13 protein-coding genes and 1 riboswitch are annotated in these 17620 nt (G+C 67.1%); of the genes, 11 read left to right on the forward strand and 2 right to left on the reverse strand.

What is annotated here, in order from left to right; all coding sequences use genetic code 11:
• Window positions 1-88 precede the first annotated feature (88 nt).
• Complete coding sequence (locus CDV49_RS04270; RefSeq protein WP_088214328.1) at window positions 89-796, reverse strand: glutathione S-transferase N-terminal domain-containing protein; 708 nt, start codon at window positions 794-796, stop codon at window positions 89-91.
• A gap of 99 nt (window positions 797-895) precedes the next feature.
• Window positions 896-973: riboswitch (SAM riboswitch) on the forward strand.
• Window positions 974-1028: 55 nt separating this feature from the next.
• Between CDV49_RS04270 and metZ the strand changes: the two genes are divergently transcribed.
• The 3 genes from metZ to CDV49_RS04285 all read left to right on the forward strand — a co-directional run bounded on the left by metZ (window position 1029) and on the right by CDV49_RS04285 (window position 5264).
• Window positions 1029-2207 (forward strand): O-succinylhomoserine sulfhydrylase, encoded by a 1179-nt coding sequence (gene metZ / locus CDV49_RS04275; protein ID WP_088214329.1) that lies wholly within the window; start codon window positions 1029-1031, stop codon window positions 2205-2207.
• Between the two features lie 165 nt (window positions 2208-2372).
• Window positions 2373-3479 (forward strand): GTP cyclohydrolase FolE2, encoded by a 1107-nt coding sequence (gene folE2, locus CDV49_RS04280; RefSeq protein WP_088214330.1) that lies wholly within the window; start codon window positions 2373-2375, stop codon window positions 3477-3479.
• Between the two features lie 336 nt (window positions 3480-3815).
• Window positions 3816-5264, forward strand: coding sequence for a TrkH family potassium uptake protein (locus CDV49_RS04285; RefSeq protein ID WP_088214331.1), 1449 nt, complete (start codon window positions 3816-3818; stop codon window positions 5262-5264).
• Window positions 5265-5423: 159 nt separating this feature from the next.
• Here the strand turns inward: CDV49_RS04285 and CDV49_RS04290 are convergent, their stop codons facing one another.
• On the reverse strand, window positions 5424-7082 hold the full coding sequence (locus tag CDV49_RS04290) for a peptidoglycan-binding protein (RefSeq protein WP_179209115.1): 1659 nt from the start codon (window positions 7080-7082) through the stop codon (window positions 5424-5426).
• Window positions 7083-7225: 143 nt separating this feature from the next.
• Between CDV49_RS04290 and CDV49_RS04295 the strand changes: the two genes are divergently transcribed.
• The 8 genes from CDV49_RS04295 (at window position 7226) to glmM (ending at window position 17578) form a co-directional block, all read left to right on the forward strand.
• Window positions 7226-8155, forward strand: coding sequence for a glycine--tRNA ligase subunit alpha (locus CDV49_RS04295; protein WP_088214333.1), 930 nt, complete (start codon window positions 7226-7228; stop codon window positions 8153-8155).
• Window positions 8152-8637 (forward strand): DUF6446 family protein, encoded by a 486-nt coding sequence (locus tag CDV49_RS04300; protein ID WP_179209116.1) that lies wholly within the window; start codon window positions 8152-8154, stop codon window positions 8635-8637. The genes CDV49_RS04295 and CDV49_RS04300 overlap by 4 nt, the downstream gene beginning before the upstream one ends.
• Entirely contained in the window at window positions 8618-10762 is a 2145-nt protein-coding gene (gene glyS / locus CDV49_RS04305) for a glycine--tRNA ligase subunit beta (protein ID WP_088214335.1), read from the forward strand. Before CDV49_RS04300 ends, glyS begins: the two co-directional genes overlap by 20 nt.
• Window positions 10763-10841: 79 nt before the next feature.
• A complete protein-coding gene (locus tag CDV49_RS04310; protein ID WP_373447783.1) occupies window positions 10842-13379 on the forward strand; it encodes a putative PEP-binding protein in 2538 nt (845 codons plus the stop codon).
• Window positions 13380-13560: 181 nt separating this feature from the next.
• On the forward strand, window positions 13561-14199 hold the full coding sequence (locus tag CDV49_RS04315) for a cell wall hydrolase (RefSeq protein WP_256947232.1): 639 nt from the start codon (window positions 13561-13563) through the stop codon (window positions 14197-14199).
• A gap of 93 nt (window positions 14200-14292) precedes the next feature.
• A complete protein-coding gene (locus CDV49_RS04320; RefSeq protein WP_088214338.1) occupies window positions 14293-15174 on the forward strand; it encodes a dihydroneopterin aldolase in 882 nt (293 codons plus the stop codon).
• Between the two features lie 38 nt (window positions 15175-15212).
• Complete coding sequence (folP, locus tag CDV49_RS04325) at window positions 15213-16232, forward strand: dihydropteroate synthase (RefSeq protein ID WP_088214339.1); 1020 nt, start codon at window positions 15213-15215, stop codon at window positions 16230-16232.
• Window positions 16229-17578, forward strand: a complete 1350-nt coding sequence (glmM, locus tag CDV49_RS04330) for a phosphoglucosamine mutase (protein ID WP_088214340.1) — start codon at window positions 16229-16231, stop codon at window positions 17576-17578. The genes folP and glmM overlap by 4 nt, the downstream gene beginning before the upstream one ends.
• Window positions 17579-17620: the final 42 nt, after the last annotated feature.

Genomic DNA, 17620 nt, shown 5'->3' on the forward strand with positions numbered 1-17620 from the left:
GGCCCTCTCATACTCGGCCTTCAGATCCGCGGCCCGCTGATCGCCAGCGCTGTGATACTCGGCCCCCAGATCCCCGGCCGCGGAAGGGTCAGTCGCGCTTGCCGAACAGCACTTGTTGCGCCTTGCGGTCCTGCGCGATGTCGGTCTTCCGGTCGGCGGCGATGGCGCGGCCGGCCTTCACGGCGGGCCGCTTGCCCACGGTCTCCAGCCAGCGGGCGAGGTTCGGCTTGTCGTCCAGCGTCTGCTGCTGGCCTTCCCAGCCGATGGCCCAGGGCCAGATCGCCATGTCGGCGATGGAGAAGAAATCCCCCGCCACGAATTCCGCCTTGGCCAGTTGGCGGTCCAGCACGCCGTAAAGCCGCGCGACCTCCTTGCGATAGCGGTCCTTAGCATAGGGCAGGTCGTTCGGCGGATCCATGGAGGGGGCGTATTTCAGGAAGTGATGCGCCTGACCCGCCATCGGGCCGAGTCCTCCGACCTGCCAGAACAGCCATTCGTCAACGGTCAGCCTGTCCCGCTCCGTCGTGCCGTAGAACTTGCCGGTCTTGCGGGCGAGGTATTGCAGGATCGCACCGGATTCGAACACGGACACGGGTTTTCCGTCCGGCCCGTCCTCATCGATGATGGCGGGCATCTTGTTGTTGGGGGAGATCTCCAGGAACTCCGGCTTGAACTGGTCCCCTGCGCCGATGTTCACGGTCTTGACCACATAGGGCAGGTCCATCTCCTCCAGCGCGATGGAAATCTTCCAGCCGTTGGGGGTGGGCCAGTAGAAGAGTTGGATCGGTCCCGGCATGACTCACGCTCCTTTTTCGATTCGAGAATGTTTGCGCGCGCCGTCTATCCGATGCAAGCCCGCCCGGCAGGTGTTGACGTCGCAGCCGGGGAGGCTTATCCGAACGGGCGTGGCGATTTGTTACCGGATTGCGGGCCACGTTAAACAAGCCGCTAAAGAGGTGTAGGTCATCCGCGGATCCGCTCCCGGTCTCCGACACCCGTTCCGGGCGAGAGACGTGGAGACGTGAAGAATGAACAACTGGAACAGCCGCACGAAACTGGTTCACGCGGGCACCCGGCGTAGCCAGTATGGCGAGGTCGCCGAGGCCATCTTCCTGACGCAGGGCTTCGTTTACGACAGTGCCGAACAGGCGGAAGCGCGGTTCATCGAAACCGGGCCGGACGAGTTCATCTATGCCCGCTATGGCAACCCGACCGTGCGGATGCTGGAGGAACGGATGGCCGCGACGGAGGGGACGGAGGACGCCTTCGCCACCGCTTCGGGGATGGCCGCGGTCAACGGCGCGCTGGTGTCGCTGCTCAAGGCGGGGGATCATGTCGTGGCGGCGCGGCAGCTTTTCGGCTCCTGCCTCTATATCCTCAACAACGTTCTCGGTCGTTACGGGGTGGAGGTCACCCTGGTCGATGGCACGAACCTTGCGGAATGGGAGGCCGCAGTGCGTCCCGGAACGAAGGCCGTGTTCTTCGAATCCGTCTCCAACCCGACACTCGAGGTCATGGATATCGCCGGTATCGCCCGGATCGCGCATCGCGTGGGGGCGCTGGTCGTGGTGGACAACGTCTTTGCCACGCCGCTCGAGTCGCGGGCCGTGGCGCTCGGGGCGGATGCCGTCGTTTACTCCACCACCAAGCATGTGGACGGGCAGGGGCGCTGTCTGGGCGGCATGATCCTCGGTTCCAAGGAGTTCATCCGCAAGACGGTGGAGCCTTACCTGAAGCATACGGGCGGCGCGATGAGCCCGTTCAACGCCTGGGTGATGCTCAAGGGGATCGAGACGCTGGACCTTCGTGTGCGCGCCGCCGCCGACTCCGCCAGGGCGATCGCCGAGGCGGTCCAGGGGCACGGCAAGCTGGCCCATGTGATCTACCCCGGCCTTGCCGATCATGCGCAACATGCGCTCGCCGCACGGCAGATGCCGAATGGCGGTACGCTCCTGGCGCTCGACCTGAAGGGCGGGAAGGAGGCGGCGTTCCGTTTCCTCAACGCGCTGAAGATCTTCACGATCACCAACAATCTCGGTGATTCCAAGAGCCTTGTGACGCATCCGGCAACGACCACCCATTCCAGCCTGACCGATGAGGCGCGTGCTGTCGCGGGTATCGGGCCGGGGCTGGTGCGGGTGAGCATCGGGCTGGAGGATACGCAGGACCTGATCGAAGATGTCATGAAGGCACTGGAAGCGGCCTGATACGACCTTGGTATGGGGGTGGGCCGGGCTGGAAATCGGCCTGCCCGCGCCCCATTTTGCTGACACGGGAAAGGCCCGCAGCCGATGCTGCGCGTGTCAGACCTTATGCCAGAACAGACGCCAGCGCGGGCCCCGCGCGCCGAGACAACGATCCGGAGCCACAGGATGAACGCGCCGACGAAACCCGACCTCACGCCCGCCGCCCCTGACCGGGAGAAGGCAAAAGCCGCGCTGGATCTGCTCCGGAGCTGGGCGGCGCTCGCCACGCCCGAGGAGGTCGCGACGCTCGACCCCGCCATCGCGCGCCTGTTGCCGGGGCGCGAGGTCGCGAACTATCCCGACCTCAACCGCAGCTATCCGGCGGATTTCGTCGCCGACGAGGCCTATCGCGCCACGCTGCCCGATTTGCAGAACGGCCCGTCCAGCCTGATCGTGGGGGCGCATCGGCCGATCCAGCAGGTCGGCATCTCCAACTTCCGCCTGCCCATCCGTTACCGGCTGCGCGCGGGGGGGGAGATCAGCCTTGAGACGTCCGTCACCGGCACGGTGAGCCTCGCCTCCGGCAAGAAGGGCATCAACATGTCCCGCATCATGCGCAGCTTCTACGCGCATGCCGAACGGAGCTTCAGCTTCGAGGTGATGTCCTCCGTGCTGGATGACTACAAGGCCGATCTGGGCAGTTGCGACGCGCGGCTGATGATGCGCTTCTCCTTTCCGGCAAGGGTAAAGGCGCTCCGCTCCGGGCTGGAGGGCTACCAGTATTACGACATCGCGCTGGAGATGATCGAAACGGATGGGCGGCGGGAGCGGTTCGTGCATCTCGACTATGTCTATTCCTCCACCTGCCCCTGCTCGCTTGAGCTGTCCGAACACGCGCGCCAGGTGCGGGGGCAGCTTGCGACGCCGCATTCGCAGCGTTCGGTCGCACGGATTTCCGTGGCGCTGGCGGGTGGGCGGACGCTGTGGTTCGAGGATCTGATCGACATCTGCCGCGCCGCCGTGCCGACGGAGACGCAGGTGATGGTCAAGCGCGAGGACGAGCAGGCCTTCGCGGAGCTGAACGCCGCCAACCCGATCTTCGTGGAGGATGCGGCGCGTTCCTTCGCGGAGCGGCTGCTGGGCGATGCGCGGATCGGCGATTTCCGGGTCGCGGCAAGTCATCAGGAGAGCCTGCACAGCCACGATGCGGTCTCCATCCTGACGGAAGGGCCGACCTTCGCCCAGCGGAGCGTGGACCCGCGGTTTCTGGCGACGCTGCATCATTCGGGGTAAGGCTTTCCTGCCGTCCTGCCCCCCCGCCGCGCATGGGCAAGCCGCTTCCCGAGGCGCTGCGATGGCCATCGGCCGATGCGAGCCCGCCTGTGCCAGCCCTGCTGCGTCCAAGGCACAGCCATCGGGCCGTTTTCCGGGTAGCGCCTTCCTCCACCGCGGCAGGTCGCCGGCTTCGGGCCGGCGTTTTCACCGCGTCGAAGTCACGGCTTCTTACAAAACCCGCCACGCCTCCGCTTCCCGGCCGGACACCGGCCTCCGGCCATCACAGCCTGACCGCTGACCGCTGACCGCGACGACTGGTCTTGACAGCGGGCGCGCCTCCGGGAAGCTACGGCCATGCTGGACGTGCGACCTGTCGGATACATCATCGGTCTGCTGGTCGCCGTCATTGGACTGGCGATGCTTGCGCCGCTTGCGCTGGAGGTGGCGCTCCGCACGCCGCACTGGCGGCCGTTCGCGGAGGGCGCGATTGTCACCGTCCTCACCGGCGCTCTCGTGGCGCTTGCCTGCCGGGGAGAGAGCCGGCATGGCCTCACGATACGCCAGTCTTTTCTGCTCACTACGGGGACGTGGATCGTGCTGCCGTTCTTTGGTGCGCTGCCGCTGATGATCGGCGCACCCCATGCGAACCTGACGGATGCCTATTTCGAGGCGATGTCCGGCTTCACCACCACGGGCACCACGGTTTTCGTCGGGCTGGATGATCTGCCGCAGGGCACGAACCTGTGGCGGGCGATGATGAACGGCATGGGCGGGCTCGGCATCGTCATCGTGGCGATGATCTTCCTGCCGGTGATGCGCGTGGGGGGCATGCAGTTCTTCCGCTCCGAAGGGTTCGACACGCTGGGCAAGGTCTTGCCGCGGGCCATCGACATCGCGGGCGCACTTCTGCGGCTTTACATCGTGCTGACGGTCACTTTCATCGTGATCTTCCGCATGCTAGGCCTTTCGGCCTATGATGCGACGGTGATGGCGCTGTCCTCCGTTTCCACAGGCGGATTTTCCAGCTACGACGACAGCTTCGCGCGCTTTGGCCCGGGGCCGCAATGGGCGGCGGTGGTGTTCATGATCATCGCCTCCACCCCGTTCATCCGCTACATCCAGCTCGTCCGGGGGGATCCGACGCCGCTCTGGCGGGACGTGCAGGTCCGGGCCTATCTCCGCTGGCTGTTCTACGCGGTGATGCTGGTCTTTCTGTATCGCACGCTGGTCTCCGGCGCGCCCGTTGTTCAGACGTTGCAGGAGAGTGCCTTCAACGTGGTGTCGCTGTTCTCCGGCACGGGTCTGACGACGGCGGATGCCTCCAGTTGGGGGCAGTTTCCGTTGACGGTGGTCATTCTGGCGGGGCTGGTCGGGGGGTGCACATCCTCCACCGGCTGTTCGATCAAGGTGTTCCGCTTCCTGATCCTCTTTCAGGCAATCCGCAGCCAGATCCTGCGGATCAACTCCCCCCATGCGATGCATCCCGTCCGGTTGGAGGGACGGGTGGTGGATTCGGATGTGCTGAATTCGGTGATCCTGTTCTTCACCATATTCATGCTGAGCCTCGGCGTGCTGACGCTTGGCCTGTCGGTCTGCGGGCTGCATTTCCGCACCGCCATGACGGCCGCCTGGACGGCAATCGCCAATGTCGGCACCGTCTATGGGCCGGAGGTGGAGGCCAGCGGGGCGGTGGCGGGTTTCCCGCGCACCGCGAAATGGCTGATGACCTTCGGAATGTTGCTCGGGCGGCTGGAGCTTATCGCGGTATTCGTGCTGCTGATGCCCCGCTTCTGGCGCGGCTAGCAGGGTGCTGAAAAGGGTTCCGAGTTTGCTCCTGGGCGGAGATCCTTCCTACATGGGTGAAGATCTCCCCGGAAACCGCAGGTCTTGGCTCGTGCCCGGACCGATTTTCTGCTTCTCAGCGCAGGGCCGGGTGAACCCACGACTTTTTCCAGCAGCCTGCTAGTTCCAGCAGGCGATGCGGAGCGTGATCGCGCGGGCCAGCGTGGCCAGCGCCTCCGGCTCCAGCGTAACCGGCGAGGCGGCGCCTTCCAGCGGCAGATCGCGGGCAGGGATGGCGCGTGCGACGGCCCCCGGCCCGCTCGCGGGCAGCAGCATTCCCAGGATGCCACCCGTCCGGTCGAGCACCGGCCCGCCCGCGTCCCCGGGCGTCGTGCGGAGGGCCAGCCGCGCCCGCCCATCCGTCTCGCCGTTGTAGCGCCCCTTGAGGATCGCAGCCCGCGCCCCGCCCGGCGTCGCCCCATAGCCCGCCGCGACGATCTCTCCGCTTCCCAGCGGCTTCAGCGGCGCGCCCGCAGGCGGGGCGACGGGGCCGGGTGCCATCTGGCCCTCCGGCCGCAGAATGGTGAGCTCGCCGCGCTGTTCCTCAACCACCATCGTAGCCGGGGCTAAGCCCTCCGCCGCCGCGGTGATCCGGGTGCAGCCGGCCACGGCCTCCGTGACGGTCGCCACACGCCCTGCCGCATCGAGCCGGAAGCCGGTGGCACGGCGCGTGGGCCTGCCGATGTCCACCCCGGCCAGCAGGGCCGCGCGATCCGCTTCGCCCATCCTGCCCGCCGTGGGGTCCAATGCGCGGCCGGGCAGGGGGTGGAAGCTGCGCCGGATTTCCGCCACGACACGCTTCATTTCCGCCTCCCGGTCCAGCGGCCAGACCGCGATCCAGCCCTTGATGACATCGCCTTCGAGCCGGGCCTCTCCTTCCGCCGCGCGGCTGCCGTCTCTTGCGCTGAGGGTGAACCCCTCCGGTCCGAAGCTGTTCAGGCGCCCACCGGGAAGGGCGAGGGTCTCTGTCGCCTCGAAGGTGCGTGTCAGCGGGCCGTCCGGTGCGGAGATGAGCAGCACCTCCACCCCGTCGTCGCCCGCATAGCGTACGAAGGGCGGCTCATAACCCCGGAACGCCAAAAGCCCGAGCGGCAGGGTAACGCGGATCCCGGAGGGGCCTTCGGTGACCTCCGTCATGCCGAGATGGGCCACCTGCGCGCGGTAGCGGGCCACAAGGGCCGCACGGCTTTCGGGGCCGGGCGAGCCTGTCTCCGGCTCTCCGTTCAGGCGCTGCCATGCGGAAAGGGCGGCCCGTGTGCCGGAACCGAAAGCCCCGTCGATCCTACCGTCATAAAGGCCGAGCCATGCCAGCGCCGTCTGCGTCTCCCTGCGTTCCTCCAGCGAAAGCTGGCTCTCCGCCCGCCGCGCGCTATCGGGGCCGGTCGGAGCGGTGGGCGCCGCCGGGCGGCGTGGCGGACTGGCGGCGAGCATTGCCTGCGCCTCGGCCCGTACGCCCTGCGGCCAGAAGCGCGCGCCATAGGCCGCACCGCGCATCAGGTAGCTGTCATGCGGAACCCGGCCTTCGCCCTGCAGCTCCGCCAGCCGCTTCTCCGCCTCCGCGCGGGAAAACGGTCCGATGGCAAGCGCGTGCCAGCCGGTGGGCAGCAGGAAGCCGGCCAGATCGGGAAACTCCCGCTGCCAAAGATGCGCCCGATCCAGTGCCTCCGCCTCGGCCGGGCGGGCCTCGATCTGGATCCATACCGCATCCTCGGCCCGGGCGGGTTGGCCCAGCACGAGAGCGAGAGCGATAACCCATGCCGCCACCACAAAAATCCGCATCTCTGCCCCTTCTTCTGCCGTGTTCCCGGCTTTGGAGGCGACATTAGCGCGCCCGCCGCCATTTCGCATCCGCGAAAACGGGGGCTGCCGTTGACCGCCCCGCGCCCCGCGCCTATGGAGATGACGACCTTTCAGGAGGCAGCATGGCACCCGCAACCACCCCCCGGAGCTTTCAGGAGATCATCCTGCGGCTTCAATCCTATTGGGCCGCGAAAGGCTGCGCGGTGTTGCAGCCCTATGACATGGAGGTCGGCGCGGGCACGTTCCACCCGGCAACCACGCTCCGCGCGCTGGGAACGAAGCCCTGGGCCGCGGCCTATGTGCAGCCCTCCCGCCGCCCGACGGACGGCCGCTATGGTGAGAATCCGAACCGGCTTCAGCACTACTACCAGTATCAGGTGCTGATCAAACCGTCGCCGCCCGATCTTCAGGCGCTATATCTGGGCTCGCTCGATGCCATCGGCATCGACACGGCGCTCCATGACATCCGCTTCGTGGAGGATGACTGGGAAAGCCCGACGCTGGGCGCTTGGGGGCTGGGCTGGGAGGTCTGGTGCGACGGGATGGAGGTGAGCCAGTTCACCTATTTCCAGCAGGTCGGCGGCCATGACTGCAAGCCCGTTTCGGGCGAGCTGACGTATGGGCTGGAACGGCTGGCCATGTATGTCCTGGGCATCGACCACGTGATGGACATGCCCTTCAACGACCCCGCCGCGCCCATTCCGCTCAGTTATGGCGACGTGTTCCGCCAGACGGAGCAGGAATACAGCCGCTGGAACTTCGATCAGGCCGATACGGCGATGCTGCTCCGGCATTTCGAGGACGCGGAGGCGGAGTGCGAACGCATACTCTCCGCCCCGGAGGTGGACAAGGCAGGCCGTCGGATCGTCATGGCGCATCCGGCCTATGACCAGTGCATCAAGGCCAGCCACCTGTTCAACCTGCTGGACGCCCGCGGCGTGATCTCCGTGACGGAGCGGCAGGCCTATATCGGGCGGGTGCGCGCGCTGGCCAAGAAATGTGCCGATGCCTTCGTCACGACAGAGGCGGGCGGAGCAGGGGAAGCGGCGTGAATGGCAGGCTCGTCGGCGGGATACTGATCGGCGCGGCGCTCATCGCGGGCGCCGCAATCTACTGGTTGCAGGTCTATGCCTTCTATCGCGACGTGCCGGAGGCGGAAGCCGCGCTCACGCTGACCGACCGGAACGGGCAGGTGGAGCCGCTGGCGGTCAGTGACTTTCGCGCCATCGATGCCTCCTCCTCCCCTATCCGGTTCCGCGCCTGTTTCCGCACCCGCCTGACGGCGCAGGAGGTGGAGCGCTTCGCCCCCTATCCCGGTGCGGAGCCGCTGATCGCGCCGCGCTGGTTCGATTGCTTCGACGCCCCCGCCATCGGCGCGGCGCTTGCCTCCGGCGCGGCGAAGGCTTTCCTTGGCGCGGCGCATTCCGAAGGGTATGACCGCGTCATTGCCCTCTATCCCGACGGCCGGGCCTATGCCTGGCAGCAAATCAACCCGACTTTCGCGCGAGAGACCGATGCCAGACCTGCTCCTTGAACTCTTCTCCGAGGAAATCCCGGCGCGGATGCAGGCCAAGGCCCGCGACGATCTGAGGAAGCTCGTCACCGACGGGCTGGTGGAGGCTGGGCTGACCTATGCCGGGGCTGCGGCCTTTTCCACGCCGCGGCGGCTCACGCTGACGGTTCACGGCCTGACCGCCGAGAGCCGCGCCGTGCGGGAGGAGCGCAAGGGGCCGCGGGTCGATGCACCGGCGCAGGCCATCGAGGGCTTCCTGCGCGCTACGGGGCTGACGCAGGAGCAGCTTGAGATCCGCGCCGACAAGAAGGCGCAGGTCTATTTCGCCGTGGTCGAAAAGCCCGGGCGCCCCGCGCCGGAGATCGTGGCGGAGGTGGTGGAGCGCACGATCCGCACCTTCCCCTGGCCGAAATCCATGCGCTGGGGCTCCGGGTCGCTCCGCTGGGTGCGTCCGCTGCATTCGATCCTATGTCTGCTCACCAGCGAGGCGGGAGCGGAGATCGTGCCCTTCGCGGTGGACGGGATCAAGGCGGGCGCCATCACCGAAGGCCACCGTTTCATGGCGCCGGGCCGCTTTGCCGTCACGGGGTTCGAGGACTACGCCGCCAAGCTGAAGGCCGCGAAGGTGATGCTCGACCCGGCCGAACGGGCCGATCACATCCGCAACGACGCCGCCCAGATGGCTTTTGCGCAGGGCTTGGAGATCGTGGAGGATGCGGGCCTTCTGGCGGAGGTCGCGGGGCTGGTCGAATGGCCGGTCGTGCTGATGGGCCCGATCGGAGAGGAGTTCCTGACCCTGCCGCCGGAGGTGCTGCAAACCTCCATGAAGGAGCATCAGAAGTTCTTCTCCGTCCGCGACAAGGCGGGCCGGATCGTGAAGTTCGTGACCGTCGCCAACCGGGAGACGGCGGATGACGGCGCGACCATCCTTCAGGGCAATGGCAAGGTGCTGCGCGCCCGCCTGTCGGATGCGCGGTTCTTCTGGGAAAACGACCTGCGCACCGTGAAGGCGGAGGGGCTGGAGGGCATGGCCGCGGGGCTGGCCCATGTCACCTTCCACAACCGGCTGGGCTCGCAGGCCGACCGGATCGGCCGGATCGAGGCGCTGGCGCGGGAACTGGCCCCGGTGACGGGCGCCTCTCCCGATCTGGCGGCGGAGGCTGCACGGGTCGCGAAGGCGGATCTGCAATCGGCCATGGTCGGGGAGTTCCCGGAGCTTCAGGGGGTGATGGGCGGCTATTATGCCCGGGCTGCCGGCCTGCCCGATGCGGTGGCCGATGCCTGCAAAGCGCATTACTCGCCGCTCGGGCCCTCCGACGAGGTTCCGACGGAGCCGGTCTCCGTCACCGTGGCGCTGGCGGACAAGCTGGACACGCTCACCGGCTTCTGGGCGATCGACGAGAAACCCACGGGCTCGAAGGATCCCTTCGCGCTCCGCCGCGCCGCGCTGGGGGTGATCCGGCTCGTGCTGACGAACGGGCTGCGGCTGAACCTGCTCGAGTCGCTGCTGGCGCCGATCCGGCGGAGCCGCACCGCAATGGCGGCGACGATGCCGGAGGATGCGGGCGCACCCGATCTTTCGGATGAGCGGGTGGAGAAGGAATGCGCGCTGGTGCTGGCGGGCGATCTGCTCGCCTTCTTCCATGATCGGCTGAAGGTTTACCTGCGGGATCAGGGCATCCGCCATGACGTGATCGATGCTTGCCTCGCAATGCCGGGCAACGATGATCTCACGCTGCTGGTGAAGCGGGCGGAGGCGGTCGCTGCCTTCCTGAAGTCGGAGGATGGCGAGAACCTGATCCAGGGGTTCAAGCGCGCCAACAACATCCTCACGGCGGAGGAAAAGAAGGACGGCGTTGAATATTCCTTCGGGCCGGACGTGAAATATGCCGAAGCGCCCGAGGAAAAGGCGCTCTTTGCCGCGCTGGACAGGGCGGAGGCGGAAATCACGCCGGCACTGGCGTCCGGGGATTTTGCCGCCGCGATGACGGCGACAGCCGCCCTCCGCCAGCCGATCGACGCGTTCTTCGAGGCGGTGCAGGTCAATACCGAGAATCAGGTGCTGCGGAGAAACCGGTTGAACCTGCTGAACCGGATCCGCACCATCTGCACGCGGGTGGCCGACCTGCACCGCATCGAAGGCTGACGCTGCGTCGCGGCAATTTTCGGATGGCCGGACTTGTCGGATCGGCAAGCGCGGATATGTAAAAGGGGGGATTGCTGCGGTGCAGAAAGTGACGGATTTCGTCTCCATCACGCCGACGGCGACGATCGCCGTCCAGAGCCACGGCTGGCGGGCGAAATGCCTCCAGCGGCTTGTGCGTCTGCAGATGCCGGTTCCGCCGACGGTGGCGCTCTCCTTCGATGCGGTGCGGGCGCTGGCGGCTGGCTATCCGCTGGATGCTTCCGCGCTCACCGATCTGCTGGGTCCGGGGCAGCTTATCTGCGTCCGGCCCAGCCCAGAGAATACTGAATGGGGTGGGCCCTCCGCCGTTCTGAACATCGGCATGGGCGAGGAGTGCCACAACGCGCTGTCGGAAACCCATGGGCGGGAGGCGGCGGATGCGCTCTATCTCCGCTTCGTGCAGGCCTATGCCGTCAACGTTGCGCGCCTGGACCCCGACATGTTCGAGACCGACATGCCCACGGCGGAGGCGCTGCGCTTTGCGCTGCGCGCCTATGAGGACGAGACCGACGAACCCTTTCCGCAAGAGGCGGAACGGCAGCTCGCCGATGTGCTCCGCTCCATGTCGCGGGCGTGGGAGGGCACGTCGGCGCGGCTGCTGCGGCAGGCGAAAGGCGCGCCGGTGGATGCGGGGCTTGGTCTTGTCGTGCAGGCCATGGCGCTGGGTCTGGGCCGGGCGGAATCCGGCTCCGGTGTCATGCAGTTCGTTGACAGCACCACGGGCAAGCCGCGGATCACCGGTCGCTACCTCAGTCAGAGTCAGGGGCGGGAGGCGCTGGCACGGCGCGAGGGCTCGCTCTACCTGACCCGCGATCCGCGCGGTCCTTCGCTTGAGGAGCTTTGCCCCGGCCCCTTCGACGAACTGATCCGGCTGGGCGCGGTGAGCCGTCAGGGTCTGCGTGAGGAAATGCAGATCGAGTTTACCATTGAGAACGGCCATCTGCACGTTCTGGACGCGCTGAAGGTCGCGCGCACCTCGCGCGCGGCGGTTACCATCGCGGTGGCGCTGGCCGAGGACGGCGTCATCGAGCGGGAGGAGGCGCTTCTGCGCATCCAGCCCCGCGCGCTTTCCGAACTCCTGCACCCGCAGGTCGATCCCGCGGGCGAACGCGACGTGATCGTCAAGGGTATCGCCGCCAGCCCCGGTGCCGCACAGGGTCGTATCGTCTTCAGCGCGATGGCGGCGCAGGCCATGTCCGCGCGTGGGGAAGCCTGCATCCTCGTCCGCCGCGAAACGGCGCCGGAGGATGTCCGCGGCATGCATGCGGCGAAGGGCATCCTGACGGAGCGTGGCGGCATGACCAGCCACGCGGCGGTCATCGCACGGGGGCTTGGCCTTCCCTGTGTCGTCGGCGCCTCGTCTCTCCGGTTCAACCCGCGGGACAGGACCCTTACCGCGATGGACGGGCGCATCTTTCACGAAGGCGATGTGATCACGATAGACGGTACGCGCGGTGAGGCGCTGGCCGGTGCGCCCGGATTGCTGGAGCCGGCATTGGACGACGCGTTCTACAGCCTGCTTCACTGGGCGGATGCGGTGCGCGATATCGGTGTCCGCGCCAATGCCGACACGCCCGACGACGCCCGCATGGCCCGTGTCTTCGAGGCGGAGGGCATCGGCCTGTGCCGCACCGAACACATGTTCTTCGAGGAAGGCCGTCTGACCGTGATGCGGGAGATGATCTTCGCCGATCGGTCCGAGGACCGCGCCGAGGCGCTAGACCGTCTGCTGCCCATGCAGCGCGATGATTTTGTCGAGCTGTTCGAGATCATGGACGGCCACCCCGTCTGCATCCGTCTGTTCGACCCGCCGTTGCATGAGTTCCTGCCCCAGACCCGTGACGGAATGCGCGAACTGGCCGAAGCGCTGGATCGCCCGCTGTCGGAAGTCACGCGGCGGGTGGAATCCATGACCGAATTCAATCCGATGCTGGGTCTGCGGGGCGTGCGGCTGGGCATTGCGATGCCCGAGATCTACGACATGCAGGTCCGCGCGATCTTTGAGGCGACGCTGGAAATCGGCCGTCGCGGCAAGCGGGTCGTGCCCGAAATCATGATCCCGCTCGTCTCCGCTCAGCGAGAGGTGGAACTGGTGAAGGCCCGGATCGACGCCGTCGCCGCGCTGGTGCAAGCCCGCATGGGCGTGCCGCTGGATTTCCGGCTCGGGGTCATGGTGGAAACGCCGCGTGCCGCGCTCCGGTCGGGCGATCTTGCACAGCACAGCGCTTTCCTGAGCTTCGGCACCAACGACCTGACGCAGATGACCTATGGCCTGTCTCGAGACGACGCCGGACGGTTCATGAGCACTTACGTCCAGCAGGGCGTGTATCCCGAAGACCCCTTCCATCGGCTCGACACCGAAGGCGTGGGGGAGCTTCTGCTGATCGGCGCGGAGCGGGGGAAGCGGGTGAATCCCGATCTCACCCTCTCCATCTGCGGGGAGCACGGAGGCAATCCCGAATCGATTTCCTTCTGTCGTGCGGCAGGATTCGATTATGTTTCCTGTTCGCCGTTTCGTGTTCCGGTTGCGAGACTGACGGCTGCTCATCTTGCGCTAGAGAAGTGGAAGCGCAGGTAATTATCTAGAAGTTTCCGCTTAGTATCGGAAATATCTCATATTATTTGCAGAAAACTATCGGCGGGGTTCCGCCGATAAGCGTTGCATTTTTGCCACGTGAGTGGACCGCCCCTGCGATTGCCGCCTAATTCCCCTCCTCATGCCCCCTCGGGGCGCGAATGAAAACCAGTCGGGGAATGGGATGACCAGGACAGGACGGGGTATCGCGGTGGCTCTGGCTCTGGCCTTGGGATCACCGGCGACCGCCTTTACCGACGCGGCGACAACCGCGACGAGAGCGCAGGATGCGAACTATACAGCGGATGATGTGCGAAGGCCCGTCGATCCATGGCTTGTGAAAGCCGTCTCTGCCCCCGCGGCGGGAGAGATGCGTGTCCGCTACGATGCGAACTGGCTGGACGACCAGCCCAAGGCGAATGGCGATGCGAACTGGCGTTGTCTGGCCAAGGCCGTCTATTTCGAATCGCGCGGTGAGCCGTTGCAGGGACAGTTCGCCGTCGCGGAGGTGATCCTCAACCGCGTCGAAAACCGGCAATGGCCGAATTCCATCTGTGGTGTGGTGAAGCAGGGCTGTCAGTTCTCCTTCATGTGCGACGGCACGCCCGACCATATTGCGGAACGGAAGGCGTATGAGCGCGCGGGCAAGATCGCGCGGCTGATGCTGGACGGTGCTCCGCGCCAGCTCACCTATGGCGCGACCTTCTTTCACACGGTCCATGTAAAGCCGGGCTGGTCGCGCAAGATGGCGCGGACCACCCTCATCGGCGACCATCTGTTCTACCGGCTGCCCGGCGCGACGCAACGCGTGGCAGTGGACTGAGGGCGGGACTGAGGTCGCGAACGGCATTGCTGGCATCTTCGGCGGCATCGTCTTAGGATCGGTGCCTTGCAGATGCCGCGCGAGGAGCCTCCGATGACCGACGAAACCCGCCTCGCCTTTGCTCACCCGGAGGCCCGCGCGGCGGCCACAGCGTCGGACCCGCCGCTCGACCGGATCAGTCTGCGCGATCATGTGGTGGAGGCCGATATCGGCGCCTTTGCGGAGGAGCGGGGCAGGCGGCAGCGACTGCGGTTCGACATCGTGGTGGAGGTCGCGGCCCGGCCGGAGGGCAGCGACGACGACGTGGATCACATCCTGTCCTACGACCGGCTGGCGGAGGCCGTGCGCGATGAACTGGCGGAGGGGCGGGTCAACCTGCTCGAGACGCTGGCAGAGGGCGTGGCGGACCGCATCCTGTCGCATCGCCTGGCGCGGCGCGCCTTCATCCGCATCCAGAAGCTCGACCGCGGGCCTGGCGCGCTTGGGGTGGAGATCATGCGGACGCCGGGGGAGGAAACCCGGACGGAGAGTGCGCTTCCCGCCTTTGCCCTGCTGCTGGTGACCGCCGGGGAAGCTGCGCGCACGCCGGAGCTGCTGGGCGGGGTCGGAGAGGCCGTGGTGATCTGTCCGGGCCTTCCGGGAGAACGCCCCGTTGCGGCCAGCCCGGCGGCGCAATGGCGGATTGACCTCCTCGCGCTCGATCAGGCGGCTTGGCTCATCGCCGCGGCGGATCCGCGGCTTTCCGTCGTGGCTTCCCGCACAGAGATGGACTGGTCGCTCCGTCAGGGGCGGCCCACGGTCTGGGCGCCTGCCAAGATGCTTCTGGATGCGAGTGGGGAGGGTCTCCCCGCGCCGGACGATCCCGGTGCGCTCGGCCTGTGGCTGGCGGTACGGCACGGGGCGGAGCGGATCATCGCCCCGGAGGGTCTTTCGGTGCCGTCGGGACCGGTCGCCGTTACGCGCCGACCGGCCTAGCTCTTGCCTCCAGAGCTGCTTTCCGCCACAGAAACCGCATGACTTATTGGCGTCCTATTGTGATGAGCGACCCTGCCATGCCGGAGGCGGCGCTGCCGCTGGCGGGCGGCCCGCTCTGGTTCGACCGGGTGGAGATGTGGGAGCGGGGCGGGCCGAGGAGCCTGCTTCCCGCGCGTGATCTGCCGTCTGAGATGCGGGTACGGCTTACAGAACCGCGTGCGCCGGTGGGGGGGCTTCAGCTCGACCATCCGGTGGTGATGGGGATCCTGAACGTCACGCCCGACAGCTTCTCCGACGGCGGGCGCCACGATACCCCGGACGCCGCGCTGGGCCATGCCCGCAGCATGATCGCCGCCGGGGCGGAGATCCTCGACATCGGCGGAGAGTCGACCCGTCCGGGCGCCCCCGAAGTGCCTGTGCGGGAGGAGATCGCCCGGACCGAGCCGGTGATCGCCGCCCTGAACGCCGGGAGGGCGGTGCCGCTCTCCATCGATACGCGGAAGGCGGTCGTGGCGCGGGTCGCGGTCGCGGCGGGGGTGGCGCTGGTCAACGACGTGACAGGTCTCGACTTCGACCCGGGCATGGCGGCTGCGGTGGCGGAGACGGGCGCGGCGCTCTGTATCATGCACTCGCGGGGCACGCCGGAGACGATGAATGGCCTGACCGCCTATGACGATGTGCTTGCCGATGTCTATGACTGGCTGGAGGCCGCCGTCCTGCGGGCGGAGGCGGCGGGTATTCCGCGCAGCCGGATCGTGGTGGACCCGGGTATCGGCTTTGCCAAGACGGCGGAGCAGAACGTCGCGCTGCTGCGGGGGCTGTCGCTGTTTCACGGGCTGGGCTGCGGGCTGCTGCTCGGCGTCTCGCGCAAGCGCTTCATCGGCACGATCGGCGGTGCGGCAGAGCCTCGCCAGCGCATGCCGGGATCGGTCGCCGTGGCTCTTGCCTGCGCCGGGCAGGGGGCGCAGATCCTGCGCGTGCATGATGTGGCCGAGACGGTTCAGGCGCTGCGGTTGTGGCGCGCCATGACGGGCAGAGGTTGGGAGACGGAAGAATGACACGCAAGCTCTTCGGCACGGACGGAGTACGGGGGCAGGCCAACACCTACCCGATGACCGCCGAAATGGCCTTGCGTCTTGGCGCGGCGGCGGGGCGTTATTTCCGCCGCGACGGGCTGAACCGGCATCAGGTGGTGATCGGCAAGGACACGCGTCTGTCGGGCTACATGCTGGAAAACGCGCTGACGGCGGGGCTGACCTCCACCGGCATGAACGTGCTGCTGCTCGGGCCGGTGCCGACGCCTGCGGTGGGCTTCCTCACCCGCTCCATGCGGGCGGATGTCGGGATCATGATTTCCGCCAGCCACAACCCGCATCAGGACAACGGCATCAAGTTCTTCGGCCCTGACGGTTTCAAGCTGTCCGATGAGGCCGAGGCGGAGATCGAGGCGATGGTGGCGGGGGAAATCCTGCCGGCCAAACCGCAGAACATCGGGCGGGCCAAGCGGATCGACGACGGGCGTGGACGCTATGTGGAATATGCCAAGACGACCTTTCCCGGGCGGGGGCGGCTGAACGGGCTGAAGATCGTGGTGGACTGCGCTAATGGTGCGGCCTATCGCGCCGCGCCGGAGGTGCTCTGGGAGCTGGGGGCGGAGGTGATCGCCATCGGGGTGTCGCCCGACGGGTTCAACATCAACGCCAACTGCGGCTCCACCCACCCCGAAACCGCGGCGCGGCGCGTGCTGGCCGAGGGGGCTGACCTTGGCATTGCGCTTGACGGTGATGCCGACCGGGTGATCCTGATCGACGAACAGGGCGCGATTGCCGATGGCGACCAGATCATGGCGCTGCTGGCCCGGCGGATGCAGGAGCGCGGCACGCTCGCCCATGAGACGCTCGTGGCGACGGTCATGTCGAACCTCGGGCTGGAGCGCTACCTCGCGGACCGGAGCATCGCGTTGAAGCGAACGCCGGTCGGTGACCGCTACGTGGTCGAGGCGATGCGGGAGGGCGGCTTCAACCTTGGCGGAGAGCAGTCGGGCCATATCGTGATGACCGACTACACCACCACGGGGGACGGGCTGGTCGCGGCGCTGCAGTTTCTCGCCGCGATGGCGGATACGGGCGAGAAGGCGAGCGTGCTCGCCCGCCAGTTCACGCCCGTTCCCCAGTTGCTGCGGAACGTCCGCTACACGGCGGGGCAGGAGCCGCTTGCCCTCAAAAGCGTGCGGGATGCGATCGCGGAGGCGGAACGCGCATTGAATGGCCGTGGTCGGCTGCTCATCCGCAAGTCCGGCACGGAGCCCCTGATCCGGGTGATGGCCGAGAGCGAGGATGATACGCTGACGGAGACGGTCGTCTCGGGCGTCGTCGACGCGGTGGAAGCGGCCACGCGCGGCTGAACGGAAAAAGGCCGCCTTTACGGGCGGCCCTGATCGCTTTGA

Source organism: Haematobacter genomosp. 1, assembly GCF_002196855.1.
In the GTDB taxonomy this organism is placed as follows: Bacteria; Pseudomonadota; Alphaproteobacteria; order Rhodobacterales; family Rhodobacteraceae; genus Haematobacter.